The following is a 26,993-nucleotide window of genomic DNA, read 5'->3' on the forward strand; positions in this document are numbered from 1 at the left end:
GGTCGGGCTCAGGCCGCGATAGGGAAGGGGCAACTTCGAGCGCGATCCCGTGCAGCCAATCACGCCTTCGCGCGTATAGTGCTTTGACGAAGATATTTCGCAACCGTCGACCGCGGGGTGCGATTGGCCAGGTAAGATTGTTAGAATGGTGGATGGCGCGATGGCCCCTGCATTGACCGGGGTGGGTGGACTGGACGACATTTTGGCGGGCGGGTTCTCGCGTGGCCGGGTTTTCCTGCTCGAAGGCAGCCCCGGAACCGGCAAGACGACCATCGCAACCCAGTTTCTGATGGCGGGCGCGGCGAAGGGCGAGCGGTGTCTTTATATCACGCTGTCGGAGACCGAGGAAGAAATGCGCGAGAGCGCGCAATCGCACGATTGGGACCTCACCGGCATCGATCTGTTCGAACTGGTCCCCCCCGAAAGCCTGTTGGACGAAGACCAGCAGCAGAGCCTGCTCTACTCCTCGGACCTTGAACTGGGTGAAACCACGCGCCGCATCTTCGAGGCTTTCGACCGGATCAAGCCCGACCGGGTGGTACTGGACAGTCTTTCGGAAATCAGGCTGCTGGCACAGAGTTCGCTGCGATACCGGCGGCAGATCCTTGCTTTGAAGCATTTCTTTTCGCGACAAAGCACGACGGTGCTCATGCTGGACGATCTCACGGCGGACGTGGCCGACAAGACGGTGCACAGCGTTGCGCACGGTGTGGTGCGGCTGGAGGAACTGGCGCCGAACTACGGACCCGAGCGGCGGCGCCTGCGCATCATCAAATACCGCGGCAGGCGCTTCAGGGGCGGCTTCCATGATTTTCGCATCGAAACCGGCGGCGTTGAGGTCTACCCCCGCCTGGTCTCCGCCGAGCACAAGACCAGCTTTGAACGCGAGATGCTTTCGAGCACTTCCGCGGAACTCGATGCTCTCCTGGGTGGCGGCGTCGAACGCGGCTCCAGCGTCCTCGTGCTCGGACCGGCGGGAACCGGCAAATCGTTGCTCACGCTGATCTTCGCTGCAGCCGCAATATCACGCGGGGAGCGGGCAGCGATGTTCGTCTTCGACGAGGAGATCGGACTGCTGTTCAATCGCGCCCGAGGCCTGGGCATCGACATGCAGGCGATGGTCGATGCCGGTAGTCTGTTCATCGAGCAGGTGGACGCAGCGGAACTGTCGCCGGGCGAATTCTCGCAGCGCGTGCAGACGATGGTCGAACGGCACGGGGTTCAGTCGGTCATCGTCGATAGCCTGAACGGTTACCAGGCAGCTATGCCCGAAGAGAATGCGCTCATTCTTCACATGCACGAGCTGCTGCAGTACCTGAATCGGCAGGGGGCGACGACCTACTTGACCGTGGCGCAGCATGGACTTGTCGGCGACATGAAGTCGCCGGTTGATGTCACTTACCTTGCCGACACCGTCATCCTGCTACGCTATTTCGAGGCGGCGGGCCGCGTGCGGCGTGCCATCTCTATCATCAAGAAGCGGACCGGCGCGCATGAAGATACCATCCGCGAGTATCGGATCGGGAATTACGGGATCAAGGTCGGCGAACCTCTGATCGGTTTTCAGGGGGTGCTGCGTGGAGTGCCCAATTTCGTCGGCGGAGAGGATGCACCGGCCCTTCTTGAAGACGTACACGGGTGATCCCGCATCTTTCTGAACGCGCCGTAATCCTGGCTCCGCATGGCCGCGATGCGGCCATCGCGGCCAGTCTTTTCATGGATGCCGGACTGCGCTCCGTCATTGCGTCTTCGGTACCGCAGCTCGTTGCGGAGCTTGAGCGCGGCGCGGGATTTGCGCTGCTGACCGAAGAAGCCCTGCGGACCTCCGACCTTAATCCGCTCGCACGCTGGCTAGGTGAACAGTCCGAGTGGTCGGACTTTCCGTTCGTGCTTCTGACCGCAAAGGGGGGCGGACTGGAGCGCAACCCGGTAGCCAAGCGTTTGCTCGACGTACTTGGAAACGTGACTTTTCTCGAACGACCGTTCCATCCGACTACGCTGGTGAGCCTGGCACAATCAGCGTTGCGCGGACGGCGCCGTCAATACGATGCGCGGAGCCGTCTCGAAGAACTGGACCAAGGGGCGGACAAATACCGGTCCCTGTTCGAATCGATCGACGCCGGCTTCTGCATCATCGAGATGATCTTCGACGCGCAGGGCAGGCCTTCGGACTATATTTTTATCGAGGCCAATCCTGCATTCGAGCGGCAGACGGGTTTGCTGAATGCCGCAGGAAGGTCCATGCGGGAGATGGTCCCCGGTCACGAGCAGCATTGGTTCGACATCTATGGCGGGGTCGCCCGCAGCGGCGAGCATGTGCGTTTCGAGCAACATGCCGAAGCACTCGGCGACATCTGGTACGAGGTCTATGCGTTTCGGGTTGGCGATCCGAAAGCTGCCCGCGTCGCAATCCTATTCAACGACGTTTCGGCGCGGCGCGTGATGGAGGAAGCTCTCCGCAAGAGCGAGGAGGTGCTCCGGCGTTTGAATGAAACCCTCGAGGAGCGTGTGGACGAGCGGACGCGGGCTCTCGAGCAGGCGCAGGAAGCGCTGCGACAGTCGCAGAAGCTCGAAGCCATGGGTCAGCTGACCGGGGGTGTGGCGCACGATTTCAACAACCTACTCACTCCCATCGTCGGCAGCCTGGACCTCCTGCATCGGCGCGGAGTTGGAAGCGATCGTGAGCGTAAGCTGATCGAGGGTGCGATCAAATCGGCCGACCGTGCACGTATGCTAGTCCAACGTTTGCTGGCTTTCGCACGGAGGCAGCCGCTTCAGGCAAAAGCCATCGACCTCGATGCGCTGGTGCGCGACATGCACGGTCTGATAGTCAGCACCTGCGGGCCGCGTGTAAAAGTTGTTCTGCAGATTGACTCGAATATTCCCAAGGCCAACGCCGATGCCAATCAGATGGAGATGGCCTTGCTGAACTTGGTGGTCAACGCACGCGACGCGATGCCGGACGGAGGAACGCTTACAGTCAGCGTTCAACGCGACAGGCTCGATGCCGAGAGCGCTCGGGATTTGCCAAGTCGCGACGTTGTCCGCCTGACCGTCGCAGATACAGGCAGGGGCATGGACGAGGCGACCATGACGAAGGCCATCGAGCCGTTTTTTACCACCAAAGGCGTCGGGCAGGGCACTGGTCTCGGCCTTTCGATGGTGCATGGTCTGGCTGCCCAGCTTGGTGGCGGACTGCAACTCGAAAGCGCCGTCGGGCGCGGCACGTCCATCCATTTGTGGCTGCCGGTAACCCAGGAGCCACCGGTCGAGGAACCGATCGTCGACGAGCGCATCGCCGCGCCTCAGGCCGGCACCGTTCTGGTCGTGGACGATGAGGATCTGGTCAGGGCCAGCACCGTCCATATGCTGAGCGAATTGGGTTACTCGGTGGTCGAGGCGGCATCCGGAGAGGACGCCCTGCGGATCTTTCATGATGATGCAAGCATAGATCTGCTCGTAACGGATCATCTTATGCCGGGGATCACGGGGACAGATCTGGCCGCCCGGATAAAGAATGTGCGCCCGCAGATTAGGGTCCTGATAATCTCTGGCTATGCGGAGAACATGGGTGTCTCGCCTTTCATTGCGCGTTTGACGAAGCCTTTCAAACAAAGCGATCTTGCTTCGAGTCTGGCGCGCCTTTGACGTCCTTGGGCGGTGGGAATTGAGCCGTAACGATTGGCCGGCAGCGCCGGTCCGGCGGTGTCGGCATGGGCCGGATTGGTCACCTGCATGGGAAGGAAGCAGGTTTCCCGCACATGGTCGATGAGCAGGAAAAGCAGGACCAGCCTGTGCCGGGCATCGATCGCGACAAGCCTAGCCCTTACTTTGGCCTAGTGCGCACCCGCAAGGATGTGCACCGTGGCGACGGAAGCATGATCCGCCGACAGCAACGCTGCCGTCTTTCCGCGCCGTTTGGCAGGGCGGTGGCCGGCATCTTACCAAGGAGAATGCCGGCCGAAGGTCACGCGGTGTGGAGCATTGCGGCGAAGTGCGAGTCCTTGGGGCTCCCGCGCCGCGCCGCCAGCGCGGTGATGGCCGGCAGCACAAGCAAGGTCAGCACGGTACAGGTGACGAGGCCGCCGATCACTACGGTCGCCAGCGGACGCTGGACTTCCGCGCCGGTGCCGGTCGCGAGCGCCATCGGCACGAAGCCGAGGCTGGCGACGAGCGCGGTCATCAGGACCGGGCGCACCCGCTCCATGGTACCGCCGATGATCGCTTCGTCGGGCGGCGCGCCATCGTCGACGCGCTTGCGGATCGCGCTCATCATGACGAGCCCGTTGAGCACGGCCACGCCCGACAGGGCGATGAAGCCGACCGCCGCGGTGATCGAGAACGGGATGCCGCGCAGCAGCAGCGCGAAAACCCCTCCGGCCAGCGCCATCGGGACCGCACTGAATACGATCGTCGCGCGGCCCAGGCTGCCGAGGGCCATGTAGAGCAGTGCGAAAATCGCCGCGAAGCACATCGGGACCACCAGCAGCAGGCGCAGGCGCGCCGATTGCAGGCTTTCGAATGTGCCACCCCATTCGATGTACATGCCGGGCGGAAGCGACAGCTTGCCAATGGCGTCCTGCGCGTCGGTCACGAATCCGCCAAGGTCGCGCCCGCGCACGTTCACCTGGACAACGACCATGCGCTTGCCGTTTTCCCGGCTGATCTGGTTCAGGCCCTGGGTGTAGCTGAACCGTGCGACTTCCCGCAGCGGGATCGAGGGAGCGATCTGACCCTCGCCTCGAGGCAGCATGACGGGGATTGATCCGAGCGTATCAAGGTCGTCCCGCTGGGCGTCGGGCAGGCGCACCACGACGGAAAAGCGGCGGTCGCCCTCGAACAGCAGACCCGCCTCGCGGCCGCCCAGCGCCGTGGCGACGGTATTGGCCACTTCCTCCACCGAAAGGCCGTAGCGCGCAACGGCCTGCCGGTCGATCTTCACATCGAACGTCGGCGCGCCGGAGGTCTGCTCGGCGCTCACGTCGGCGGCACCGGGAATCTTCCGCAGCACGCCTGCGATCCTCTGCGCCTGCTCGCTCATCGCGTCGAGATCGTCGCCGTAGAGCTTGACCGCGACATCGGCGCGCACGCCCGCGATGAGTTCGTTGAAGCGCATCTGGATCGGCTGCTGGATTTCGGTCCGATTGCCGATCAGCGGCTTCATCCGCTCCTCGATGCGCCGCAGGATGTCCTCCTTGCTTTTGACCTCCGCGGGCCATTCGCTTTCGGGCTTGGGGATGATGTAGGTGTCCGAGGCGTTGGGTGGCATCGGATCGGTGCCGAGATCGGCGTTTCCGTTCTTGGAGAAGACCAGGGCGACTTCCGGAAGCGTCTTGAGCGTTTCCTCGATGGCGAGTTGCATCTGCGTCGACTGGTCTATCGAGGCGGAAGGCACGCGGAAGTTGGTGACGGTGATATCCTTCTCGTCGAGCTGCGGCATGAACTCCTCGCCGAGCAGCCCGAAGGCGAGGATGGCCGCCGCGAAGACGCCCACGCCGGCAAAGACGAAGGGCAGGGGCCGCGCTACCGCTCTGGTCAGGAAGGGTTGATACTTTTCCTTGAACCAGCGGATCGGCTTGACTTCCGTCTCGCTGACTTTGCCGGAGATGGACAGCGCGACCATCGCCGGCACGAAAGTAAGCGAAAGCACGAATGCACAGGCCAGCGCGATCATCAGCGTCACGGCCATGGGCGCGAACGTCTTGCCCTCCACGCCCTGGAAGGTGAGCAGGGGAATGAAGACGAGAAAGATGATGAGCTGGCCGTAGACGGTTGGCCGGATCATCTCCTGCGCAGCGAGGTTGGTTTCCTCCATGCGTTCTGCCCTGGTCAGCAGGCGACCTTCGTGCTCCTGCCGTTCCGCGAGCCGTCGCAGGGCGTTCTCGACGATGATGACGGCCCCGTCGACGATCAGGCCGAAATCGAGGGCACCCAGGCTCATCAGGTTGCCCGAGACCCCCAGCCCGTTCATGCCCGAGGCGGTCATCAGCATCGTGATCGGGATGACCGCCGCCGTGATGAGCGCCGCCCGGATGTTGCCGAGTAGCAGGAACAGCACGAGGATCACGAGCAATGCGCCTTCTACGAGGTTCTTCTCGACAGTGGCAATCGTCGCGTTGACGAGTTTCGAGCGGTTGTAGACCGGCTCCGCAAAGACGTCGGGCGGCAGCGACTTGTTGATCTGAATGAGCTTGTCGGCGGCGCTGTTGGCGACGATGCGGCTGTTCTCGCCGACGAGCATCAGCACCGTCGAGATGACGGCCTCGGAACCCATGCGGCTGCCCGAGCCGGTCCGCACCGCCCCCCCGATCACGACCTGACCGATGTCCTTGACGCGCACCGGCATTCCCGAGCGTGTCGCGACGACAGCCTCTTCGATGTCCTCCACGGACTTGAGGCGTGCGTCGGCGCGGACCAGGAAGCTCTCGCCCGCCCGGCGCACGTAGTTGGACCCCGCCGACAGGTTGGCCCGCTCCAGCGCGTCGGCCAGTTCGGTGATCGAGATGCCATAGGAGGCGAGGGCGTTGAGATTGGGCTCGACGAGGTACTGCTTCACGTACCCGCCATTTGAATCGACCCCGGCGACCCCGGGAACGTTGCGCATCTGCGGTCGGATGATCCAGTCCTGCACGGTGCGCAGGTAGGCGGCCTTGGCCAGTTCCGTCGTCAGCCGCTCACCCTCCGGGGTGAGATAGCTGCCGTCCGACTGCCAGCCTGGCTTCCCGTCGGCCGCCTTGATGCCCTTACCGTCGGGATGGCGGAAGGCGATGGAGTAGAAGAAGATCTCGCCAAGACCGGTGCTCAGCGGCGACAGCACTGGCTGCACGGTTGCCGGCAGGCTTTCCTTCGCCTGGGCGAGGCGTTCGGTCACCTGCTGCCGGGCGAAATAAATGTCGGTCCCATCAGTGAATACGGCGGTGACCTGGCTGAAGCCGTTGCGCGAGATCGATCGGGTCATCGTCAGGCCGGGAATGCCCGCCAAAGCGGCCTCGACCGGATAGGTGACCTGCTTTTCCATGTCGACCGGACCGAAAGCCGGAGCGAACGTGCTGATCTGGACCTGGCGGTTGGTGACGTCGGGAACGGCGTCGATCGGCAGCCTGGTCAACTGCCAGAGGCCGAAGCCCGCGACCGTCAAGGTCAGGAGGCCGACGAGCCATCGCCCCCTGATCGAAAGGGAGAGGATGTGCGATATCATTCGGCCGTCTCCTTTTCGAGTTCGGCCTTGAGGAGGAATGCATTGGCGGTCGCGATCGGCGTGCCGGCCTTGATGCCGGACACGATCGAGACCATTTCCCCGCTGCGGCTGCCGACCTGAACGGTCACCGACTTGAAGCCCTTGGGCGTCCGGACGAACACGACCGTGCGGGCCCCCGTCGTCTGCACCGCATCCTGCGGCACCATGACCCCGCCGCGGATGGCACCCCCACTGGCGAAGATCCGCCCCTGCACTAGTTGTCCCGGGGCGAGGGCGCTGGTGTCCTCCGCTTCGACCACCACCGTTGCGGCCCGGCTGCGTGGGTCCACCACGCCCGTGAACGAGCGCACGCGGGCCTGGATCGTCTGGCCCTCGCCGACGGTCAGCTCCACCCGGTCGCCGGCACGAATGCGTGCTGCGTCCTGGGCTGGAACCCCTGCGGTTATCTGCAGCCGGCGCGGATCGGCGACACGGAAAAGCTCCGTCTCGGCGGCGATGAACTGGCCGAGGCTGGCCGAGGCCATCGTGACGCGGCCCGAGATGGGGCTCGTCACCATCACCGAGCGACCGTCCCGTGCGACATGGGCGGAACTGGCAGCGGCGCTCGCACGCATCGCATCGGCCCGCGCGACGGCAAGGGCGGCCTGCGCGGTCTCGTAGTCTGCACGCGGGCTCACGCCCTGGTCGAGCAGCTTGCGCTCGCGTTCGAGCTGGCGGCTTGCAAGCGTGACGCGGGCGGAGGCGACGGATCGGTCGGCCGCGATCGACGAGGCCTCGCGACTTTCCACCAGCGCCAGGGTTTCCCCGGCGCGCACGGGATCGCCGATCCGCTTGAAGATGCGGATGACCGTGCCGGGCGCCCGCGCGGTCAGGACAGCTTCGGCGTCCGGCGTCGCCTGGACCGTCGCCGATGCGGGTATCGCGGCGTCCAACTCACCCGAAGTGGCCGGGGCGACCGCGATCTGCGACAGCTTCACGCCCGCGTCCGAAATCTCGACGTGGTCGGCGGGAGCGGCAGGCGCGGTCTCGCGGGTTTCGGTTTCGGCGGAGCCCCCGGGCTGGGTCAGGCGCGCGGCTCCGAAGCCCACGGCGACGGCGGCCACCAGCGCGATGGCCGCGCCGGCATGGAGAGGTGTCTTGTCGTTCATTGGACCGGTTCTCCGGTGATCGTGGTGCCCTGCAGGCGAGCAAGGCGCGCGCGCGCCTCGAGACGTGCCGCAGCGGAATCGAGGACGACTCCGCGGGCGACGCCGAGGCCGTGGCGGGCGGCGAGCAGTTCCAGGAGCGGGGACTTGCCGGCTTCGTAGGCAAGCCGCGCGAGGCGATAAGTCTCTTCCGCCGTCTGCAAGGTGCGGTCGGCCGCGGCGACCCGCAGGTCGGCAGCCTCGTTCAAGGCCAGGGAGGCCGCGATCTCAGCCTGCACGTTCAGCAATGTGGCGGTATCACGGGCCTGGGCTGCCCGCAGATCCGCTTCGGCCGCGTTCACGTTGCCGCGATTGCGATCGAACAGCGGCAGCGGCACGCTGATGCCGGCGATGACGGCATTGGCCCTGTCGACTTCCAGCCGCCGGACCCCCACCGAGACAGTGACGTCCGGCACTGCCTGGCGTCTTGCCGCCGCGAGCCGCCGTTCGGCAGCCTCCTGCTCCGCCTTGGCGGCGAGGTAGGGCGAAGTCTGCATCGGGTCGACCGGACCATAGCCCCCTTTCGCCTCGAGGCGTCCCAGCAGCGGCTCGGCAAGGCGGTCGAAGCCTGAAGCCTGTCCCGCCAGGGCCGCCAGCCGCGCAAACGCGCCGATGCGCTCCGCCCGGGCAGTCTCGACCACGGCCTGCAACGCGTTGACCTCGGTTTCCGCCTGCAGGCCACGCAGCCGCGCTTCCTTGCCCGCCTCGACGAGGGCGAGCGCCGCGCGCATGTCGCCGCCGGCCTTCTCGACCTCATCCTCGGCTAGAGCGATTCTGCGGTCGGCGATTTCGGCGGCGCCATAGGCCAGCGCCAGATCGTAGGCATAGGCGAGGCGCGCATCCCGGGTACGGGCCACCGCGGCATCGACCTCGGCAAGCCCGGCGGCGATGCGCGAGGAGCGCTTGCCGCCGATTTCGATCGGCTGGTTGAGCTGGAGCGTGTTCTCGGATCGGTCGAAGCCCCGGTATGGGGTCTGGCCGGCGACGTTCTCGGTTGTCACGCTGAAGGTCGGGTTCGGCCGTGCCCGCGCCTGCAGGGCGAGGCCCTCGGCACGATCGACTTGTGCGTCGAGTTCGACCTGGCGGGGCGCGGTCTGGGTATCCCGGTAGAGCTGGGCGAACGGCGGGGCGGTCTGGGCTTGGGCGGCTGCCGCTGCGAGCGGCACCGCCATGAGCATCCACGCCGCGGGCGTCAGGCCGGGCAGCGCCTTGTGACGGCGCCGCAAGCCGATGGAATCGGTCATTGGGAGTTCCTCTGAAGCTGATGTGTCTGGACGCACCGCGAGGGTGCGGACACTTCAGAATCGAGGCGGCCGCAGCAGACCTTCCGAAGCGATGCCGCAGAGCACGAAGCTGCGGCCGGTATACCAGTCGATCGTTGCACGATGGAGATCGATCGCGACGGTAAGGTTCGGGACCAGCCCGACCATGCCGTGAATCATCGCGTGCGTCAGTGCGTGCAGGTCTATGGCGGGAGAATCCGGCTCGTCGGCGGGATGGGTGAAGGATACATCGTCCCTGGAGCCGTGATACTCTGCCGGGTTCGTCATCGCAGCGACCGCGTGATCGTCATGTTCGATCAGCGAGGCATGCCAGTTGCTCAACGCCAAGACGTTGGCCAGGGCGAGGAACGCCACGACCACGCCAACGACAAGGAACAACCTTGGCGATCCAGAATGCCGTTCCTGATGCGCACGCGCGGCCATGTCATGCGGCATAACGGCAAAGCGCGGAGCGAACAATCGCGTCCTTGGCACTCGCACGGCATTATCTGCCACGCCGTTCGGCCCGGCGAGATGCGGCGGCTCCCTCTATCCGTGGTGAAGGCGGCCATTCCGCAGTCCTCCGGCCATCGCGACGGCATAAGCCGTTGTCGATCGCCAGGCCGGGGGGTAGGCAAGCCCGATGAACTGGATCTATCTCCTGGCAGCCATCGCCTTCGAAATCGTCGCGACCTCGGCGCTCAAGGCAACCGATGGATTCAGCCGGGTCCTTCCCACGGCGATCACGGTGGCCTGCTACATCGCGGCTTTCTTCTGCCTGTCGGTCGCGCTGCGGACCATTCCCATGGGCATTGCCTATGCGATCTGGTCGGGGGTCGGCATCGTGGCGATCTCGATCATCGGGCTGGTGCTCTATCGCCAGACCCTGGATGCGCCCGCGCTCGCCGGGATCGGGCTGATTCTGGCCGGCACGCTCGTCATCAACCTGTTTTCCGGCACGGCGCAGCACTGATCCCAGGGCCATGACAAGCCCGTCAGCGCGCGTCGCTGCCGAGCGCGGCCCGTAACAGGGCGTCCTGGCGGCGGGCAGCCGTCTTGCTTCCCTTCTGCAGCAGCGGGCCCAGCAGTTCGAGGTGGCCGGAAGCCCGGATCGCGTCCGGGTCGATCACTTCGATCTCGTGCTGATCGGGCCCGACGTAGATCGCGTCGGAAGTGCAGTGAGGTTCGCACATGTCGCAGGTCTGGCACTGGTCCAACCGGCGACGATCGGCACCACGTCGCCTGCGTCGAGGACATGGGTGGGGCACACGGCGACGCAGTCGTTGCAGCCGTCGCACAAGTCTTCGAAGATATGCGCGATCATGCCGCCGCCGTGCACCAGCGCGCCGTGGCCGTCATCGCCTCGCTCATTCGGCGGCTTCGGCGACCCGTTGCTCCGCATGGCGGTTTTCCGGCACCGGCAGGCCGAGATGGCCGCGCAGGGTGTCGTGCTCGTACTCGGTGCGGAACAGGCCGCGCTTCTGGAGGATCGGGACCACCCGTTCGCGCAGCAGCGCGAAGCTGTCGGGCGTGCCGATGTTCACGTTGAAGCCATCTGCCGCGCGGCCGGCGAACCAGCGCTCGATCTCGTCGGCGATGGTTTCAGGCGAGCCGACGAAGCCCTTGGCGCCCTGGCCCCGATAAGCCGCCTGGCGCAGGGTCAGCTTCTCCTCGCGCGCGGTGCGGATCAGCCGCTCGGCCATTCCCTTGTAGCTGTTGAGAGTGACGCCGGTGAGGTCGGGGAAGGGGGCATCGAGCTCGTACTGGCTGAAGTCGTGATAGTTGAACGCCCGGCCGAGCTGGACGAGCAGTTTGTCGATGTCGAGGTTCTGCACCTGCTCGTCGGCGATGCGGTGGGCCTCCTCGTCGGTGTCGGCGAGGATCGGGAACAGCCCGGGCAGGACCTTGATCGCATCGGCATCGCGGCCGAGCGCCGCGGCGCGGCCCTTGAGGTCGGCATAGTACTGTTGGCCCGAGGCGAAATCGGCCGAAGCGGCGAAAGTCGCCTCGGCGATGTGTGCGCCGAGGTTGCGCCCTTCACTGCTGTCGCCGGCCTGGAAGATGACCGGCTGGCCCTGCCGCGAGCGGGTCAGCGCCAGTGGCCCGGCGACCGAGAAGTGCGGGCCCTTGTGGTTGAGGGGATGCTGCTTATGCTTGTGCAGGAACAGGCCGCTGGCCTTGTCGCGCGGGAAGGCATCGTCCTCGTAGCTGTCCCAGAGTCCCTGCACCACGCGCACGAATTCGAGCGCGCGTTCGTAGCGCACCGCATGGTCGAAATGCTCTTCGCGGCCGTAGTTCCTGGCCGCGCCTTCGAGGCCAGTGGTGACGACGTTCCACCCCGCCCGCCCCCGGCTGATCTGGTCCAGCGAACCGAACTGGCGCGCCACGTTGTAGGGCTCCCAGTAGCTTGTGGTGAGAGTGCCGACGAGGCCGATGTGCGAGGTATGGCTTGCCACGGCGGACAACAGTGTGAGCGGTTCCAGCCGGTTGAGGAAATGGGGCGAGGTGTCGGGCGTGATGAACGGGGAGTCGACGATGAAGACGAGGTCGAACTTCGCCTCTTCGGCCAGCTTGGCGTTCTGGATGTACCAGTTGATGTCGATGCTTGCATCGCCCGGAACGTCGGGATGGCGCCAATTGTACTGGTCGTTGCCCACGCCGGTAAGGATGGCGCCAAGGTGAAGTTGCCGGTTGCCCATTATCTGATCCTGAAAAAGCCAGTGAATGGCCGGACGATAGGCGAGGGGACCGAAGCTGAATAACGAGGCGTTCTGATAGCGGTATTGAAGCTGCTGAAGTTAGGCCCGCTTCGTTTGTCGGGCTCACGGGAAAGCTGATAAGCCGAGGTACGACATGCCCTATCCAAAGCTTCGCCCTCGCGGGGATGATGGCTGGCGCTGTCCAGAGCCGCGGCCCTGTTTTCCGGCGATCGTACCGCAGGCTTGCATGCCCGGTTCGCCGGCGCCAATTAGCCGGAATGCGAATTGCTCTGTTTGAACCGGAAATTGCCGGAAACGTCGGTGCCATCCTGCGCCTGGGCGCCTGCCTGGGTGCGGCCGTGGACCTTATCGAACCCTTGGGGTTCGCATGGGACGATCGCAGGGTTCGCCGTGCGGCCATGGATTATATCGATCATGTCACTATCGCACGTCACGCCGATTTCGACGCGTTCAGGGCCGCGATCGGTTCGCGAAGGCTGGTTCTCTTCACCACCAAAAGCAGTGAATCGATCTACGATTTCAGCTTCATGGCCGACGACGTCCTGCTGTTCGGGAAGGAAAGCGCCGGCGTACCCGACGCCGTGGCCGATGGCTGCCATGGCCGGGTACGCATTCCGATGCGGACGCAGGTACGCTCGATGAATCTCGCGACGTCGACGGCACTCGCGCTCGGCGAAGCCTTGCGCCAGACGGCGACCTTGCCCGGTTGAGGGGCGAGCCTCGGCCCGAGCAGGCGACACTCAGCCTCTGGTAGGGTCGATCAGGAACTTCTCGCCCGTCGCCTTGCGTTCATAGGCGCGCAGGATGTCCGGTTCGAGCGCTTCGGCCAGGCCGATGACACGCGTGTAAGTGCTGGCGAATGTCGTATTGAGTTCGTCCACCACGCGCCTGCGCATTCTTTGCGCGACGTCTTGGCCGGCCTTCTGCAGGAAGGGAAAGAGCAGCCAACCAGAAACGCCCCACTGGAAACCGAACGCCAGCCGATCGAGCGTCGTCGGGGAAGGGTCGAGCGCGCCGTAGATGTAGAGCTGCTTGAACACCGTGGAGCCGTAGCGATTGTATTCGGACATCCGCCGTACCGAGGCACGTTCCATGGCCCGGACGATGTCGCTGCCCAGCGTGCCCCCGCCGATCGCATCGAAGGCGATGGTCGCGCCGGTCTGCTCGATCGCTTCGGCAAGTTGCGCGGCGAAGTCGTCGTCCTTGCTGTTGACCACGAACGTGGCGCCGATCCCACGCAGGATGGCGGCCTGTTCGCGCGAGCGGACGATGTTTACCAGCGGTATGCCGTCGCTGAGGCAAACCTTCTGGAGCATCTGGCCCAAGTTCGATGCCGCGGCGGTGTGGACGATGGCCGGGTGCCCCTCGCGTCGCGCCGTCTCGACGAAGCCCAGGGCGGTTAGCGGGTTTACGAACATTGAGGCGCCATCGGCGGCGGTTGCGCCCTCGGGGAGGGGGATCACGTCGCTCGCCCTGATGCGGCGATAGTCGGCGTACATGGCGCCCCCGATCATCCCGACACGCTTGCCGGCTAGGGATGACGCGTTCCGGCCCGCCGCGACGACGGTACCCGCGCCTTCGTTGCCGACCGGCATCGACTGGTCGAGCCGGCCCGCGACGGCGGCGAGCCTGGCATGGGGGATGTCGAAGGTCAGGTCAGGCCGATCGCCGTCTCGCCGTGCCAGCGTCGCGAGGTCCGCCGGACCCAGCAGCAGGCCGAGGTCGCTAGGATTGATCGGCGCCGCCTCGATGCGAACGATGATTTCGTCGTCCCCGGGATCGTCCATGCGCACTTCTTCCAGCGACAGTGCGAGTTTGCCATCGCTGACCGTCGACCTCAGTTCGCGTCCGGTGAATGCCACGGCTGTCTCCGATGTTTACGCTGCCGTCAGGCGGTCATGCCGGCGGAACATAGTGCGCGGAAGGGCAGGCGCAACCAGCCCGGGATCTGGGCATAGCCAATCGGCAGATTATCGACGCAGCGCGCTGTCCCAGGCGAGCGCCGAATTCGCCTCGCCCCGCGCCACCGACACGCGCCGGGCGATCCACCGGCGCAGTTGCCCCCGGTTGTCGCGGACCAGTGCCGGGACACGGCGGACGACGACGCCTTCGCGCGGGACTTCCTCCTCGAACATGTCGAGCGGCATGGGGGCGAGAATGCGGCCGCGTGAGGCATCCTCGTCAGTAAAGCTGCCCTTGCGCAAGTGGAAGCCGCCGCTGTTGCCGTTGGCGACCGGCACCATCGGTATCCACCAGCCGGGAACCTCGGTTTCGAGGCGGTAGGTCAGGTCGGTGCCGTCGGCAGTGGTGAAGGCGTCGCTGGGCTGCGGTTCCAGGCGCCGTTCGCGCGGGTCTCCGGTCGGGCCCTGTACCCGCTTCTCGATCGCCCAGACCATGTTCGCGGTTTCGTCGCGGGCGAATACCACTTCCTCGATCGCGGCGCCTTCCACCACGTTGCGGCCGCCCGGCGGCACAAGCAGCCCGCGCAGCGTCCCGCCGGGGGCATTGAGAGTGAACAGTTCGAAGTCCTCGACGCCCGTGTTCCCGTCGGTCACCGTGATGCGCTCGTTGAAAGTGGTCCGGTAGGACACCGAGGCCATTTCGATCAGGGCGCCGCGGGGCACGTCGAGGGGCGCGATCAACCAGTCGTCGGCATGGACGGTCGCGAAATCGAGAAAGGCCAGCCGGGTGAGATCGTGCGGCTGGACCTCGACCATGCCGAAGTTGACCTGTCCGTCCTCGAAGCGCCAGAGTCTCGTCGTCGGCATTCCGGCGTAGCGCAGGCGGGTGGCATGCACCGTGGCGGCGATCGGGGTCGGCGGGGCTGTGGGGGGATCGGTATCCACCGCGATCCGCGCAGGCGCGTCATGGTCGAAGCTGAACCAGTCGACCGGCCCGCCGTCATGGGCATCGGCATGCAGGGCGCGCTGGTCGTCGCCAAGGCCGGCGCGCACCGAGAAGCCATATTCGAGGCGTGCCTGCTGCCAGCAATCGCCTAGGTTCGCGGAAGGCTCGATATTGCCGCGGAACCACGCCAGCCAGTCCCGTGCGGCCTGCTGGACTTTCGTATCCGTTCCGGCCGCCCAGGAAGTGAGGAAGCTGTCGTCCTCGATCTGCGCGGCAGCGGTGGAGCCGTCGATCCCGCCACGGGCGAGCAACTGCCACATTGCGGGGACGGAGGCGTCGGCTGGCACGACCAGCGGGCAGGCCGCCACCAGGGCAGGCCGGATAACGGCGCCCGCGTCCGCGAGCATGGCGGCGAGCAGGGTCCCCGCCTCGGCCCGGTCGCGCAGCGTCGCTCCGGTGAAGGGCTCGGCCTCGGCCTCCGGTTCGATCAGGTCGCTGGGGCCGATCCCGCGCGCTTCGTGTCCTTCGGGTGCGAAAGCGGATAGGCTGCGCGCACTGGCGGTGAGGTCCACCGCGACCGGTGTGCCGGCGTCCTCGCCGTCGAACTCCCCGAATTGCCACTGGCGGGCGAGCAGCCACAGCGGATCGTGGACCCGGGCGGCCAGGGCCTGCGCAGGCTCCCCGCTCAATGTCTGGGGTTCCAGCCGCGTCCACGCCGGGGGCGCGAGGACGGGGAAGCGGACCGCGGCTTCGGAGGCCAGTTCGACGTAAGCGACGGCGCCTTCCCGGACGATATCGGCACACATGTCAGTTCTCCTCGACCATCGCAAAGGCCCGCAGCGGCGCCCCGGCGATGGAGGCCTTGAGGAACACGTCCCCGAACTTCGACCAGTCGATCGTCTTCTGGCCCTGGAGCGACCAAGACTGCGTGTAGATCGCGGGAAGGATACGGGCGGCGAGCGGCAGGGTTTCCAGCGTGACCAGCCGCATCCGCGCCATGTCCATGGTCTCGGTCAGCAGATCGAACACACGCTCGTCGGTCCAGCGCGCGCCATCGGGGGAAATGCCGAGCAGCATCGTTTGGGGGGGCTGGGCATTTGGCGCATTGGCATGGATCGCGACGCCCGCCGTGGTTTCGAGCACCGGCCTGGCTTCCTCGCCCTCGCCCTTCAGGGCGCGACGCGGGAAGGTTTCGGTCCAGTCGTCGATGACGAGCCCGGCGAAAGTGGCGGGCGGGGTCTCCGGTGCGTCGGCGATGATCGAGATGACGGCCGAGTCCGGCGTGTGCGCATCGTCGGGCAGGGCCTCCGCTACCCAGCGTCCCGGCGCTCCCCCCAATTGCATGATGGCGAGCCTCGGGGCGGGACCGACCGCATCGCAGAGCATCAGGTGATCGGTGAACAGGCGCACTTGCGGGCGCACGGTCGCGATGTCGCCGAGGTAGCGCCGTATCGATGCCGGGGCGACGGGATCGAGCGCGACCTGCAGGCTGGGCTCGGCCGTCGGCACGTGCGGGATCGGCAGGACGAAATCGTGCCCGAGCAGCGCCGTCGCCCGCTGCGCCAGCGCTTCGGGATCAATCGGGCCTGCCGCGAGGGCGGCATAGGCGGCAATCCGCCGGTCCGCTTCGGCGGCCGCGAGCAGCGCGGTCTCGCCGAGCTGCGCTGCCGAAACGCTGGGCGTTGCGATGCCGAAGTCGGTCATGGCCACCAGCGCGTTCGACAAGGCCGCGAGATCGGCCTGCGGCGCGGTCGTCAGCGCGGCCAGCGTATCGCGCCGCTGCTTCAGCATGAGCGCGGCTTCGTCGAGCGCGGCGCCCAGGGCCGTCAGTGCGGACAGGTCCGGAGTGTGGGCAGGGGGCGCGCCTGGCAGGCCAAAATCGCTGCCGCCGGCCATGCGCGCTCCGGCGATCAGGCGCCGCAGGCCATCGGCGACCACAAGCGCATCGGCCAGCGCGATGTCGCCCGCCGCCAGGCGCGGGTCGGCGGGGAGGGCGGGATCGAGGGTGGCATTTCCCGTCGCGCGGCGGGTCGCCGACGGGGCATCGCTGCTCAACGCGACGAGATCGAGCGCGGCGATCGTTCCGGGCACAAGGCGCACGGCGTCGCCAGCCGGGGAGAAGCCCGCGACGATCCGCGAGGGATCGCCCAGCCGTTCCGCCGCCCAGCCTTCCAGTCCCGGTGCAACCTTGGCGCGAGGCGCGCGGGTGTCCCAGCCACCTTCGCGGCCGATGATGAGCAGGCGGTGCGAGACGGGCTGCCCGCCGCGAGCGGAATTGACGAAGTCGGGCTCGGGCGGTGCCACGTCCCCGCGCCCGGCCGCGTCCATCGCCGCCGAGGCCCGCGCCAGGTTGCCCTGCGCGACCTGGTGCACGCTTTCCGCCAGCAGCATGTCCGCCACCGCATCGACGGCCTGGTCGAGCTTGCGGATCGCGCCATCGACCGTCGCCCAGTTGGCTGGCGTCAGGGTCGGCCAGACCACGCCGGGCGGCAGATAGGGATTGTTCGTCGGCGGGGTGTTGAGCTTGGCCTGGATTTCCGCGACGCCGCTCGGGCTGCGCCACAGTTCGACGAGACGCAGCCCGTCGGTGACGTTGCTTGCCGCGATCGCTTCCTGGGCGCCGGAATCGACCGCTTCGCCGCGGTCGCTCAGCCTGCCCTGCGTCAGCGGGGCAAGCGAGCGCAGGCTGAGCACGAGATGGCCCAGCGTGGCGTCCTGCAAGGCACGCTCGACCCGGTAGCCCAGCAGCGCACCCAGCGGCTGTCCCTGCCGGATGCCGTCGATCAGATGCAGCGCATCGCGCACGCGTGCCGAGGACAGGCCGATCGCATAGGGATTGCGCGCGCCGGGTTCCGGCCGATGGCTCAAGTGGGCGGCGCGCAATATGCCCGCAGTCGTCGCATGTCCGAGCGAGGGCGCGAGGATGTAGCCGCCCGATCGCGGTCGCTGCTCGGGGCGCAGATTCTCGACATAGCCGAAGGCGCCGACGGTGAGCCCGACCGGCTTGGCGGCCCGCTGCGTGGCCATCCTGCGCGAGACCGCGCCGGTGATCCAGCTATCGAGCCGGTGCGACACGCCGTCGAGGGTCTCGCCGACCAGGATGTGCCGCGATTGGTTGGCGACGTCTCCCACATCCTTCGACAGATGCTCGAGCGCCGCGCGAAACTCGGCGCTGCTCATCCCCGCGCGCAGGAACTCGTCGGCCACCAGGACCGACAGGTAGTCGCGCGAGGCCGTGCTGCTGACGTTGTCGAAATAGGTCGCAAAGCTGGGCTCGTGCGTGCCGTCCATGGCGAAGCTGCGGGCCGCAGGGCGGGCGACTGGATCGTCGGCGCCGGGCAACGCGGCGCGCAGGCGTTCGAGAGAGGCGAAGTCGGGATTGGCGGGCTGGGTGATCTGGGCAAGGATCGCGTCGCGCACGGCCGGCGCTATGGTCGCGCTGTTGCGGAAATGGTCGATGAAGTCCCGCCCGGGCTTGGGCTTGGTCGTGACCAGTGCGGCCGCGATCGCGATCAGCGCCTGGAAAACGCTGGAAATGTTGCCGCCGCTGCCATTGGCCAGCAGCGCGGTGAGGAAGGTAGCATCGCGCGCATCGTCGGCATAGGGCAGCAGCACGGCGCGCGACTTGTCGTCCAGCGTGGCGCCGAGGTTGGCGTAGCTGAAATTGCCGATCGCCTCCTGCAACATGCGCGTCAGCAGAAATTCGATGTCGGTCGCCGCCTTGGCGGTGCCGGTGACTTCGGCGACGGCCCCAACCATGCTGGCGGACAGGCAGCGCCTGGCCCGCACGCCGTAGGAGACGCCGGCCTGACCCAGTATCCGGTCCATGGTATCGCGCAGGTCCCCGCCCGAGCCGATGTGCGCGAGGTCTTCCGTCGCCGCCATCCAGTTCGGCCGCAGCTTGCGCAGGAAGCCGGTAAGCTGGCCGCCGAACTTGTCACCGGCATCGTCCTTCCATGCCGTCGCGAAGCTCGACACCGGGAGGATGCCATAGGGCTGGCTGCCGATCCGCAGCGATGGCACCGGACCGCGTCCGCGCACATGGTCGCGGTGGAAGCTGCGGATCTGCTCGATCACCACCGGGGAGATGGCGTCGTTGCCTTCGTCCACCGCGTCGAGAAACTGGCCGAGCGTCGCGGGCCACAGGGCGGTATTCATCGCCGCCGCGTCTGCCTGCTCGTGCTCCTGTGCATGCTCGGCAGCGGCGAGCCAAGGTGCATCGATCCCCAGCGTGCGGGTCAGCACGGCAGCATTGGAATCCGCTGGTGCCGCCGACGCCGCGATCGGGGGCGGCGATTGCGCGACCCTGCGCTGCCAGGCCGACCGGGCGATCTCGGTGTTGTTGGTCGGCGTCCCCTGCGGCAGGAAGGCGAGCCCGTCGCTTTCCCAATGCGCTTCGAGCAAGGCGGAGAAGTCCGCCGCGGCGCCCGCCGGATCGCGGCTTCGCTGCACACCGGCGACGATAAGCCGGTCGACCTTGCCCGGCCGCGCCAGGGGGAGGGTCAACGCCAAGCCCTTGGCCACCGCCGCATCGTAGTCCGCGAGCCATTCCGTGCCCGGCAGGACTTTCAGGCCGTCCTTCTCGACCATGGGCTCGTCGTCCATCGACAGCAGGCCGATCCGCACTTCCGGCGGGATCGCGGAACCGACCGCACGGCTGCGGTTGCCGCCCTGGTCCGCCATCGCCACGAACCGATCGGGCAGCAGCCGGGCCAGCGCCGCGGCGCCGGTTTGCGCCGTCGCCTCGGGGAAGACGGGCGCGCCCGTACCCAGCAGGTCGACGTTGGTGGGCGTCGTGCTGCGGGCGACCCAGTGTGCGCGGGCCGCTCCGACGGCATTCAGCAGTTCCTTCCAGCCCTCGGCAGAGGCCGTCTCCGCCGCTTCGCCGACCCCGCCGGCCCAGAGCTTGGTCCAATAGGACTGGCCGGCGGAAGCTTCCTTTTCCGACAGGCCGCGGTCCAGTCGGTCGACGTGGATTTCATCGGGATATATGCGGATGCGCAATTCGGTGCCGGCCGCATTGAAGCGCGTTTCGACGCGCACCGGCAGCAGCAACAGCGGTACGTCGGCGGGGGCATCGCAGCTGTCGCGCAGGGCGAGGCGGTCGACGAGGCGGGCGTGATCCTCGTCGAGCGCCAGCCGGTCGGTCCGCGCGGCCTCCACGCGCCCGGTAAGCGTCTCCAGCTTGCTCTCGCTGCGCCGGACCGCGGCCTGGTCGCCCTTGGCCCTGGCCGCAGCCAGGGCCGCGCGCGCGGTCCGCAGGTCCGCACCGATCGCGGCGATCTCCTCGCCCTTGGCCTTGATCTTGCCGAGCAGCGAGGCCGTGGAACCATGCACTTCGGCCAGTACGGGCTCTTCGGGATCAGGCATTGGGACCTCCTGGCGCGGTGATGGAATCGAGAAGGTCGTTGCCGTCGAACGCGGCGCGGACCGGATCGCGCAGCAACGTGCGCGCGACCACCGCCGAGGAACCCGGCCATTGCTGGACTTCCGGCACGCTGCCGACGTCGCGGATCTTCACGGCACGCGCGCTGGGCGCGAGAAACCGTCCGCGATCGAGCACCGGCACGTCGCTGACGAGGCCGGTGAGATCGTTCCAGTCGAGATTGTCCTGCGCGATGACGGCGTCCGGGGCGCGCTGGTTGCCGCGCGGGGCTTGCGCCATGCCGAAACGCGGCGCCGTGGGATGTTCGGCCAGCAGGAACCACCAGTTGCCGCTGCGGACCTGCTCGGCCGAAAGCTTGAAGCCGACCAGCAGATAGTCCGGCTTGAGATGGGCGTGGAACAGGATCTCCGCTTCGCTTCCTTCGACGAATGCGGGCGGGAAGACCTCGGTGGCGGCGCGGACCGCGGAGATGATCGCCTCGGGATAGCGCCGCACGATGGCACCCCGCACGACCAGCACCACCGGCCGGAAGCCGGGGCTCGACGTGCCGCCGATCGCCATGTGCGCGCCCAGCGGTTGTGGCGAGAAGCGGTGGATGGGACCTGTCAGTTCATCCTGCTCGGCATCCCAGAATCGCTTGAAATAGGTGCCGCGCTGGTCGGTCGGATAATTCCGCCACAGCAGCTCGCGCCCCATTTCGTCGGATAGGCCGGTCAGGAAGGCCTCGCAAAAGGCGGGATTGGCTTCCAGCAGCGTGACGAAATCGGGCTGGCTGATGCTACCCAGGCCTGGGACCAGCCAGTCGCGGTCGTAACTGTCGAGAGCTTCGTACATCGCGCGCGGGAAGTTCGGTGCGGCCATGACGGGAGCGATCCGCAGGTCGTCGAACCAGTCGGGGCGGATCAGCGAGGGCCAGGCGCGGATGCGGCCTTTGAGGTAGGCCGTCATCGTCCGCGCCGGTGCCAGTGTCTCGACGATCTGCACGGTCGTAAGGGCCAGCGGCTGGACCGAGGCGGTGTCGCGCACGGGGGGCAGGGCGATCGCGTTGATCGTCGCGTCGAAGGCCCGTGCCAGCGCCCTCGTCTTGAGCGCGGCGAGGTCGGAGACCTTGCGCGTCAGGTCGCGCGAGAGAGGCATCTCGAAACGGGCGGCCGGGTCTGCCGCCGGCGGACGGGGCTGGGTCGTCGGCGCGGGCACGGGGCGGACGACCACCGGGCCGCGCCGGGAGAAGACACTGCCCTCCACGCCCGTGCGCAGCGAGGTCGCCGCCGTGACGCGCGCGGCGGCGATGCCCGTGGTTGCCGCCATCGCGCCCGGGGAGGAAATTCGCGTGCTCGGCTGGACCGGCGCGGCAATGTCGCGGCGCACGGTGGCCTCGGGGATTACGGCGGCCAGGCCTGCGATCGTTGCCCCGCTGACGCCGGCGAACTCGGGCGCTGCCACTTGGGCGAGGCCGGCGAGGGCTGCTCCTGCCAGCTCGGCACGCAGCACACCGCCCGCATCGGCCAGATCAGGCACGCTGGCGTCGATGCGCTTGGCGAAATATTGGGCATAGAGCCCCCCGACGGCGCGGTCGGGCTGGAGCTGCCATGCCGCCACGCCGCCCGACAGCCGTGCAATTCCGGTTCCCCCGGACAGGACCGTCATGCGGTTGCGCAAGGTGGTGAAGGCGGCATCGGGCGCCACGCCGAGAACCCGGCCGACCAGCTCGGGTCCGAGGACTTCGAGGCCTTTGTCGGCGATCGCGGTTATGCCGTCCGGATTGGCATAGGTCATCCGCCCGTCGCGGAAGCGGCCGGCCGTCGCCACGAAATCGGGCGCTGCGGCCAACTGGCGCTGCGCCATGCCCTTGCGCATGGCGGGCGAGGATGCACTGGTCATACGCTTCGCGGTGACGCTCAGGAGGCTGCCTGCGGTGCGGCTGTCCTCGACCTGCTTCCACAGGCTTTCAGGCCGGGCGGCGATGCGTATCCGGTCGTGCAGCGGGCGCGTAACTTGCGTCATCGCCCCCAGGTCGCGCACCGCGATGCGCCGCCGCATGTTCGATTCGTTGAGTATCTTGGCGAACTGGTGTTGCTGGATCTGGTGGTTGAGCTTGTTGACCTCGCTGACTTGTGCCCAGGCCGACTGCATCAGCAGTTCCTGGTCTTTCTGGACCACGCGCGTGCCCAGCCCTGCTACGATGCGCTGCAGGGGGTCGGTGTTGATCTGGGAGAACCAGTTCGCGTCCGCCGCCGCCGTATCGGCCGGAGGTGCTCCGAACACCGGGCCGACGGCATTGCGCCCGGCGTGGAAGCGGGCATAGAGCCGTGGCCCCACGCGCGGCAGCAGCGGCGTGTCGGCATTCGCGGCCTCGACCCGCAGTCGCAGTGCGTCGCGCAGTGGCGCGGGCCAGCCGGCATCGCTGTCGCTCGGGCGGTCGGGGGGCGGGGCCGCCGGGGACCTCAGCGCACAACTGAGGACCTGGACCGCGCCCGGTGTACCCGGCGCCGCGCCGGCGATGTCGCCGCCCGGCTGGGTGCCGTCGATGATCCGCCGGCCGACCTGCCAGGGCGCACCGATCGGGACGAGCCGCTCCGCCAGCGACTTGAAGTCGCCTTGCGGTGCAGTGTCGAAATCCCAGCTATCGTAGGCCGGCAGAAGGATGGCGCTCTGGGCGTCGCTGCCGTCGGCCGCGCGGGTCCAGGCCGGGCCGAGCGTTCCGCCCGGCACGCCCAGCCCCACTTTGGCACCGCAATCGAAGGCGGGTACCAGGACCGCGCGATAGCCCCTGTTCGGGTCGAGCTTGCGCGGGCAGATCAGCCGCGACAGGTTGGCGAGCGCATGTTCGTCCGACAGGCGATCGGCGATCGCCGGATTTGCGGGGATGGCCACCTTGGCACCGTCGACGACTTGCGCATGGGCGAAATAGGCATTGTCGTCGAGCGACTGCAGTTCCCCCAACTCGGTGGAAAGGACGCGCGGCAGGCCGGGCGTCGAGGGCGGCAGAATCTGCGATCGCGCCCGCTCGCACACCACCAGCGCCAGCCAGGGTTCCAGCTTGTCGCCATTGGGCGCAAGGGGGCTGAACAGCCAGGGTATGTCGGGCCGATCGAATTCGATCTGCACCATGAAGGTTTCTTCGGCCTCGGCGGCGCCCGGCGATGGTTCGCGGCGGATGATCTGCCCGGGATCGAGGCCGACGATATCGCCGGGTCCGTAAAGGACCAGGTTCTTCTCGACCTTGCGCGTGTCCGCGCCCGTGCCCCTGACGTCGAACGCGACATGCACTTGCGTGCGCAATCCGGTGGCAGGCGCGGTGCCGATCGCGGCCGAAAGCCCGTTCCGCACGAAGGGGACGAAGTTGTAGTCCTCGAGGACAACTTCTTCCGGCTTGAACGGTGCGACGAGGTTGATCCGCGCGTCGGCGACGAAGTTCTTCGCGGTGCTGAGGGATTCGATCATGCCGCCATTCCGCTTGCCAGGACGCCGAGATCGTTCGATCCGGCCAGGAACTCGGCCGCGTGGGTCGCGCCGATGTCGGTGAGGGTCGTTGACAGGGGGGCCAGCGTGTCGCGATGGATAACCGTTACCAGCCCGGGGTCGGCGAGCATGGGTTCGGGCGGCTCGGGGACGACCGTCATGTAGGGGTTAGCGCTCTGGCGCCGCGCCTTGGCGACGGCCGAGGTGGCCAGCATGGTCTTGGCGATGCCGGTGATCTTCCAGCCGTCGGTGGTGGCTACGGCTGGTTCGGGCCGGTGCGGAAAGACCGTGTTCCAGGCATAGGCCGCGTGGACGTCGCTGGTGAACACGGGCCGCGCCGAAGCCGCGACGACGAGGCCAGCCGGCATCTGCTCGAAATCGGGACGCGCCATCAGTTGGTCGTCCTTCAGCGCGAGGAAATGGCCCGGCGAGAAGCGATCCTGGACCGTCGATACCGCCGCGGCTTCGATCGTGCCGACGGTCGGCTGCGCGAGATAGACGCGCCGGGCCGATACCGAACTCGAGCCGATGCGGTCGATCTCCGTTTCCAGCGGAACTTGTGCCTGCTTGACCTCGAGCCGCCCGAGCGGGTGGAACAGGCGGTCGCCGCCGGTGTCGGTGAAGCGGGCGAGCTGCAGCGCGTCGGCAGGCAGGATCGGCGTCCATGCGGCGTCGGCGGTCAGGGCGTCGGCCGCGGCCTTCACGCTGTCGATCCGTGGCGCGTCGGAGGGGCGCGGTTCGCCCCAGGTGATCGGGCCGATATCGACATCGACGTCCCACCACAGGATTTCGGCGGTCGCGGTCCCTTCCAGCCGCCAGGGCTGGTCGCCGGACAGCTCGCCATGGAAGTGGACGCCCGCAATCGTCGCGCCGAAGGCCTTCACTTCGATGCCGACGTCGAGAATGACGATGAAGTGGAAATAGGGCGCCCACTGGAACAGCGCATCGAGCGAAATCCACGCATGTGCCGAAGCCACGCCGACATCGGCGCTGAGGTCGAGCTTGCCGCCGAACTGGATCGAGTTCGAGGTGATCGCCACATAGGCCTCGGCGGTGATCTTGAGCCAGTCGACCGGCGGCTTGAAGCCGATCGAGAGCCGGTCGAGCTTGCCGATCTCCTTGGGCGCGTCGTACTTCGGGAAGAAGCCGCCGACCGAAAGCGCGAAGGCGCCGCCGCCCGCCCACTTGATGAACAGCGCGATGTCGCCCGACAGGCTCAGGGTGAAAAGCTTCGACTTGAAGATAGAAACCTTGAGCAGGAAATAGTCCGGCGTTATCTCGCCGAGCAGGTCGGCATGGATGTCGACGATGCGCTTATCGGGCTTGATGTCGGCCGAGGGTACGCCGATCTCCAGCGCGCCCAGGATCACCACCTTGGGGTCCGGCAGGCTGAGCACGATACCCAGTCTCGCCTTGACGAAACCGGCCTGCGAACCCCAGCCCAACTCCGCGATCGGGCCGACGACGAAGCCGCCGCTGCGCTGCGGGAAGACCTTGCCGAGCGAGTCGAGGATCTGCGGCGCCGCTGCCACCGGATCGGACGGGAACAGCAGTTGCCCGACGATGTCGGTCTTGAGCCCCTCGCTCAGCGCGGTGGTATCGACCGAGCGCTCGATCGCCAGGATGCCGCCCAGGCCATTGAGCGTGAAACCGAAGCCGAGATCGATCTTGGGAGCGAAGTGGACGCCGATCACGATCACGAAGCTGAACGGCTCTGTCCCCAGCAAACCGATCGCGGTGATTCCGAACTTGAGGAACTGGAGGTCGAAGACCCCGCCGTATTCCTTGTTGTCTTCGGAATATCGCAAGTATCCGCCACCGCTGACGACGCCTGTATTGATCCGCGCGCCGATGCCGGTAGGAATCTTGGGCTGCACGTCCGGCCCGCCGCCGTCGGTCCAGCGAATGGATACGCCGCCACCTTCGACGACGACGGCGAAGACGTCGCCCAGCTTGCCGGCGATCGTCATCACCACGTCGATGCGGTTCTGGCTGTCCTTGTTGTCCTTTTCCGGCTGGATCAGCGCGAACTCCCGCAGTTCGACCCCGGGGAAGGAGAACCGGACCGGCAAAATCAGCTTCTTGTCCTTGCCTGCGCCGAAACTCAGTCCGTTGGCCGTATCGAGCGTGATCGCGACCTGGTCGGTCTCGGCGGTCTTGCCCTGGCCGGGCATGATCTTCTCGAGGAGCTTGTCCGAGCGCAGCCCGGCGGCCATCTTGGTATGCAGTTCGACGCCGACCTTGGCCTGCGTCTTGTAGTCGAGGAAAGCCTCGACATAGGCGCCGTCGAAGCTGATCGGCCCCAGCGACCGGGGACCGGTGCTGACAAACTTCAGCCCCAGCTTCTTGTCGGGACGGCTCCACACCAGGGCATCGGCGACATCGCCATGCGCGTCATCGACGCCGAGCACGGTCTTGCAGAGCGAATCGAACGCCTTGATCGCATCGGCGCCCAGCGCCTTGAACGGCGCCTTCCACGGATCGGTGATGCCCCCGATCGCGTCGAGTACCTGTTGCTTGCTGGCCGGGTTCTGTTCCCGTTCGGCAATTTTTTCCGCAAGGATGTCAAGCGCTTCGTCGAAGGCGATCAGGACATAGGCAAGTTCGGTCGCAGCCCGCGCGGCCGCCTCCAGCGTGAACGGATCGGTGCCGATCTCGGTCGCCATGTTCGTCACCGCGGTCTTCGCCGCTTCGAACTTGGGTTTGAGCGCCTCGCCGAGCGCCTTGCCGATCGGGGTCAGGTCCTTGACGTCCTGCTTGATCGTTTCGAGTGCCGTCTTGGTGGTGCCGGAGGCACCATCGAACAGGGACGTTATGAAGGAGCCGGTATCCTTGAACGTCGTGCCGACCATATCGCCGGCACGGCTATGGGTGAAGCCGAGAACCCCTTTGACCAGGGCTGTCCAGACGTCGTCGCTCATGTCGGCACCTGCA

16 protein-coding genes are annotated in these 26,993 nt (G+C 66.9%); 4 read left to right on the forward strand and 12 right to left on the reverse strand.

Annotated features, from left to right (window positions below):
* Positions 1-145 precede the first annotated feature (145 nt).
* Together ACFFDA_RS07085 and ACFFDA_RS07090 are read left to right on the forward strand one after the other, a co-directional pair.
* Entirely contained in the window at positions 146-1,642 is a 1,497-nt protein-coding gene (locus ACFFDA_RS07085; RefSeq protein ID WP_404477315.1) for an ATPase domain-containing protein, read from the forward strand.
* Complete coding sequence (locus ACFFDA_RS07090; protein WP_404477317.1) at positions 1,639-3,648, forward strand: ATP-binding protein; 2,010 nt, start codon at positions 1,639-1,641, stop codon at positions 3,646-3,648. Before ACFFDA_RS07085 ends, ACFFDA_RS07090 begins: the two co-directional genes overlap by 4 nt.
* 319 nt (positions 3,649-3,967) lie before the next feature.
* Here the strand turns inward: ACFFDA_RS07090 and ACFFDA_RS07095 are convergent, their stop codons facing one another.
* From ACFFDA_RS07095 to ACFFDA_RS07110, 4 genes are read right to left on the reverse strand one after another with little or no spacing between them, the layout of a single operon-like run.
* Positions 3,968-7,198, reverse strand: a complete 3,231-nt coding sequence (locus ACFFDA_RS07095) for an efflux RND transporter permease subunit (protein WP_404477318.1) — start codon at positions 7,196-7,198, stop codon at positions 3,968-3,970.
* Positions 7,195-8,346, reverse strand: coding sequence for an efflux RND transporter periplasmic adaptor subunit (locus tag ACFFDA_RS07100; protein WP_404477319.1), 1,152 nt, complete (start codon positions 8,344-8,346; stop codon positions 7,195-7,197). Before ACFFDA_RS07100 ends, ACFFDA_RS07095 begins: the two co-directional genes overlap by 4 nt.
* Positions 8,343-9,626: a TolC family protein gene (locus ACFFDA_RS07105; protein WP_404477320.1), complete on the reverse strand. Its 1,284-nt coding sequence runs from the start codon at positions 9,624-9,626 to the stop codon at positions 8,343-8,345. The genes ACFFDA_RS07100 and ACFFDA_RS07105 overlap by 4 nt, the downstream gene beginning before the upstream one ends.
* Positions 9,627-9,680: 54 nt before the next feature.
* On the reverse strand, positions 9,681-10,088 hold the full coding sequence (locus tag ACFFDA_RS07110; protein WP_404477321.1) for a hypothetical protein: 408 nt from the start codon (positions 10,086-10,088) through the stop codon (positions 9,681-9,683).
* A gap of 199 nt (positions 10,089-10,287) precedes the next feature.
* On the opposite strand from ACFFDA_RS07110, the gene ACFFDA_RS07115 reads away from it, so the two are divergent.
* Positions 10,288-10,617 carry a DMT family transporter gene (locus ACFFDA_RS07115; protein WP_404477323.1) on the forward strand — a complete coding sequence of 110 codons (330 nt, stop codon included), beginning with the start codon at positions 10,288-10,290 and terminating at the stop codon, positions 10,615-10,617.
* Positions 10,618-10,639: 22 nt separating this feature from the next.
* On the opposite strand, the gene ACFFDA_RS07120 is transcribed toward ACFFDA_RS07115, so the two are convergent.
* The 3 genes from ACFFDA_RS07120 to ACFFDA_RS07130 are packed head-to-tail and all read right to left on the reverse strand — an operon-like array spanning position 10,640 to position 12,343.
* On the reverse strand, positions 10,640-10,837 hold the full coding sequence (locus ACFFDA_RS07120) for a hypothetical protein (RefSeq protein ID WP_404478325.1): 198 nt from the start codon (positions 10,835-10,837) through the stop codon (positions 10,640-10,642).
* Positions 10,771-11,046: an ATP-binding protein gene (locus ACFFDA_RS07125; RefSeq protein WP_404477324.1), complete on the reverse strand. Its 276-nt coding sequence runs from the start codon at positions 11,044-11,046 to the stop codon at positions 10,771-10,773. Before ACFFDA_RS07125 ends, ACFFDA_RS07120 begins: the two co-directional genes overlap by 67 nt.
* Complete coding sequence (locus ACFFDA_RS07130) at positions 11,012-12,343, reverse strand: LLM class flavin-dependent oxidoreductase (RefSeq protein WP_404477326.1); 1,332 nt, start codon at positions 12,341-12,343, stop codon at positions 11,012-11,014. Before ACFFDA_RS07130 ends, ACFFDA_RS07125 begins: the two co-directional genes overlap by 35 nt.
* Before the next feature lie 278 nt (positions 12,344-12,621).
* Here ACFFDA_RS07130 and ACFFDA_RS07135 point away from each other — a divergent pair, with 278 nt between their 5' ends.
* Positions 12,622-13,074 carry a tRNA (cytidine(34)-2'-O)-methyltransferase gene (locus ACFFDA_RS07135; RefSeq protein ID WP_404477328.1) on the forward strand — a complete coding sequence of 151 codons (453 nt, stop codon included), beginning with the start codon at positions 12,622-12,624 and terminating at the stop codon, positions 13,072-13,074.
* Positions 13,075-13,104: 30 nt separating this feature from the next.
* Here the strand turns inward: ACFFDA_RS07135 and ACFFDA_RS07140 are convergent, their stop codons facing one another.
* From ACFFDA_RS07140 to ACFFDA_RS07160, 5 genes are all read right to left on the reverse strand, one after another.
* Positions 13,105-14,226: a zinc-binding dehydrogenase gene (locus ACFFDA_RS07140; RefSeq protein WP_404477330.1), complete on the reverse strand. Its 1,122-nt coding sequence runs from the start codon at positions 14,224-14,226 to the stop codon at positions 13,105-13,107.
* A gap of 108 nt (positions 14,227-14,334) precedes the next feature.
* Entirely contained in the window at positions 14,335-16,017 is a 1,683-nt protein-coding gene (locus tag ACFFDA_RS07145; RefSeq protein WP_404477331.1) for a hypothetical protein, read from the reverse strand.
* A 1-nt stretch (position 16,018) separates the two neighbouring features.
* Positions 16,019-20,581 (reverse strand): hypothetical protein, encoded by a 4,563-nt coding sequence (locus tag ACFFDA_RS07150; protein ID WP_404477333.1) that lies wholly within the window; start codon positions 20,579-20,581, stop codon positions 16,019-16,021.
* Positions 20,574-24,041 carry a hypothetical protein gene (locus ACFFDA_RS07155; protein WP_404477335.1) on the reverse strand — a complete coding sequence of 1,156 codons (3,468 nt, stop codon included), beginning with the start codon at positions 24,039-24,041 and terminating at the stop codon, positions 20,574-20,576. The genes ACFFDA_RS07150 and ACFFDA_RS07155 overlap by 8 nt, the downstream gene beginning before the upstream one ends.
* On the reverse strand, positions 24,038-26,980 hold the full coding sequence (locus ACFFDA_RS07160; RefSeq protein ID WP_404477336.1) for a DUF6603 domain-containing protein: 2,943 nt from the start codon (positions 26,978-26,980) through the stop codon (positions 24,038-24,040). The genes ACFFDA_RS07155 and ACFFDA_RS07160 overlap by 4 nt, the downstream gene beginning before the upstream one ends.
* Between the last annotated feature and the right edge of the window lie 13 nt (positions 26,981-26,993).

It is taken from the genome of Novosphingobium sp. BL-52-GroH, from assembly GCF_044813085.1.
Taxonomy (GTDB): Bacteria; Pseudomonadota; Alphaproteobacteria; order Sphingomonadales; family Sphingomonadaceae; genus Novosphingobium.

Excerpts from the sequence above, each read along its gene's own strand:
- ACFFDA_RS07085 (WP_404477315.1), top strand. The coding sequence starts at position 146 with ATGGTGGATGGCGCGATGGCCCCTGCATTGACCGGGGTGGGTGGACTG.
- ACFFDA_RS07095 (WP_404477318.1), bottom strand. The coding sequence starts at position 7,198 with ATGATATCGCACATCCTCTCCCTTTCGATCAGGGGGCGATGGCTCGTC.
- ACFFDA_RS07100 (WP_404477319.1), bottom strand. The coding sequence starts at position 8,346 with ATGAACGACAAGACACCTCTCCATGCCGGCGCGGCCATCGCGCTGGTG.
- ACFFDA_RS07105 (WP_404477320.1), bottom strand. The coding sequence starts at position 9,626 with ATGACCGATTCCATCGGCTTGCGGCGCCGTCACAAGGCGCTGCCCGGC.
- ACFFDA_RS07110 (WP_404477321.1), bottom strand. The coding sequence starts at position 10,088 with ATGGCCGCGCGTGCGCATCAGGAACGGCATTCTGGATCGCCAAGGTTG.
- ACFFDA_RS07115 (WP_404477323.1), top strand. The coding sequence starts at position 10,288 with ATGAACTGGATCTATCTCCTGGCAGCCATCGCCTTCGAAATCGTCGCG.
- ACFFDA_RS07120 (WP_404478325.1), bottom strand. The coding sequence starts at position 10,837 with ATGTGCGAACCTCACTGCACTTCCGACGCGATCTACGTCGGGCCCGAT.
- ACFFDA_RS07125 (WP_404477324.1), bottom strand. The coding sequence starts at position 11,046 with ATGCGGAGCAACGGGTCGCCGAAGCCGCCGAATGAGCGAGGCGATGAC.
- ACFFDA_RS07130 (WP_404477326.1), bottom strand. The coding sequence starts at position 12,343 with ATGGGCAACCGGCAACTTCACCTTGGCGCCATCCTTACCGGCGTGGGC.
- ACFFDA_RS07135 (WP_404477328.1), top strand. The coding sequence starts at position 12,622 with ATGCGAATTGCTCTGTTTGAACCGGAAATTGCCGGAAACGTCGGTGCC.
- ACFFDA_RS07145 (WP_404477331.1), bottom strand. The coding sequence starts at position 16,017 with ATGTGTGCCGATATCGTCCGGGAAGGCGCCGTCGCTTACGTCGAACTG.
- ACFFDA_RS07150 (WP_404477333.1), bottom strand. The coding sequence starts at position 20,581 with ATGCCTGATCCCGAAGAGCCCGTACTGGCCGAAGTGCATGGTTCCACG.
- ACFFDA_RS07155 (WP_404477335.1), bottom strand. The coding sequence starts at position 24,041 with ATGATCGAATCCCTCAGCACCGCGAAGAACTTCGTCGCCGACGCGCGG.
- ACFFDA_RS07160 (WP_404477336.1), bottom strand. The coding sequence starts at position 26,980 with ATGAGCGACGACGTCTGGACAGCCCTGGTCAAAGGGGTTCTCGGCTTC.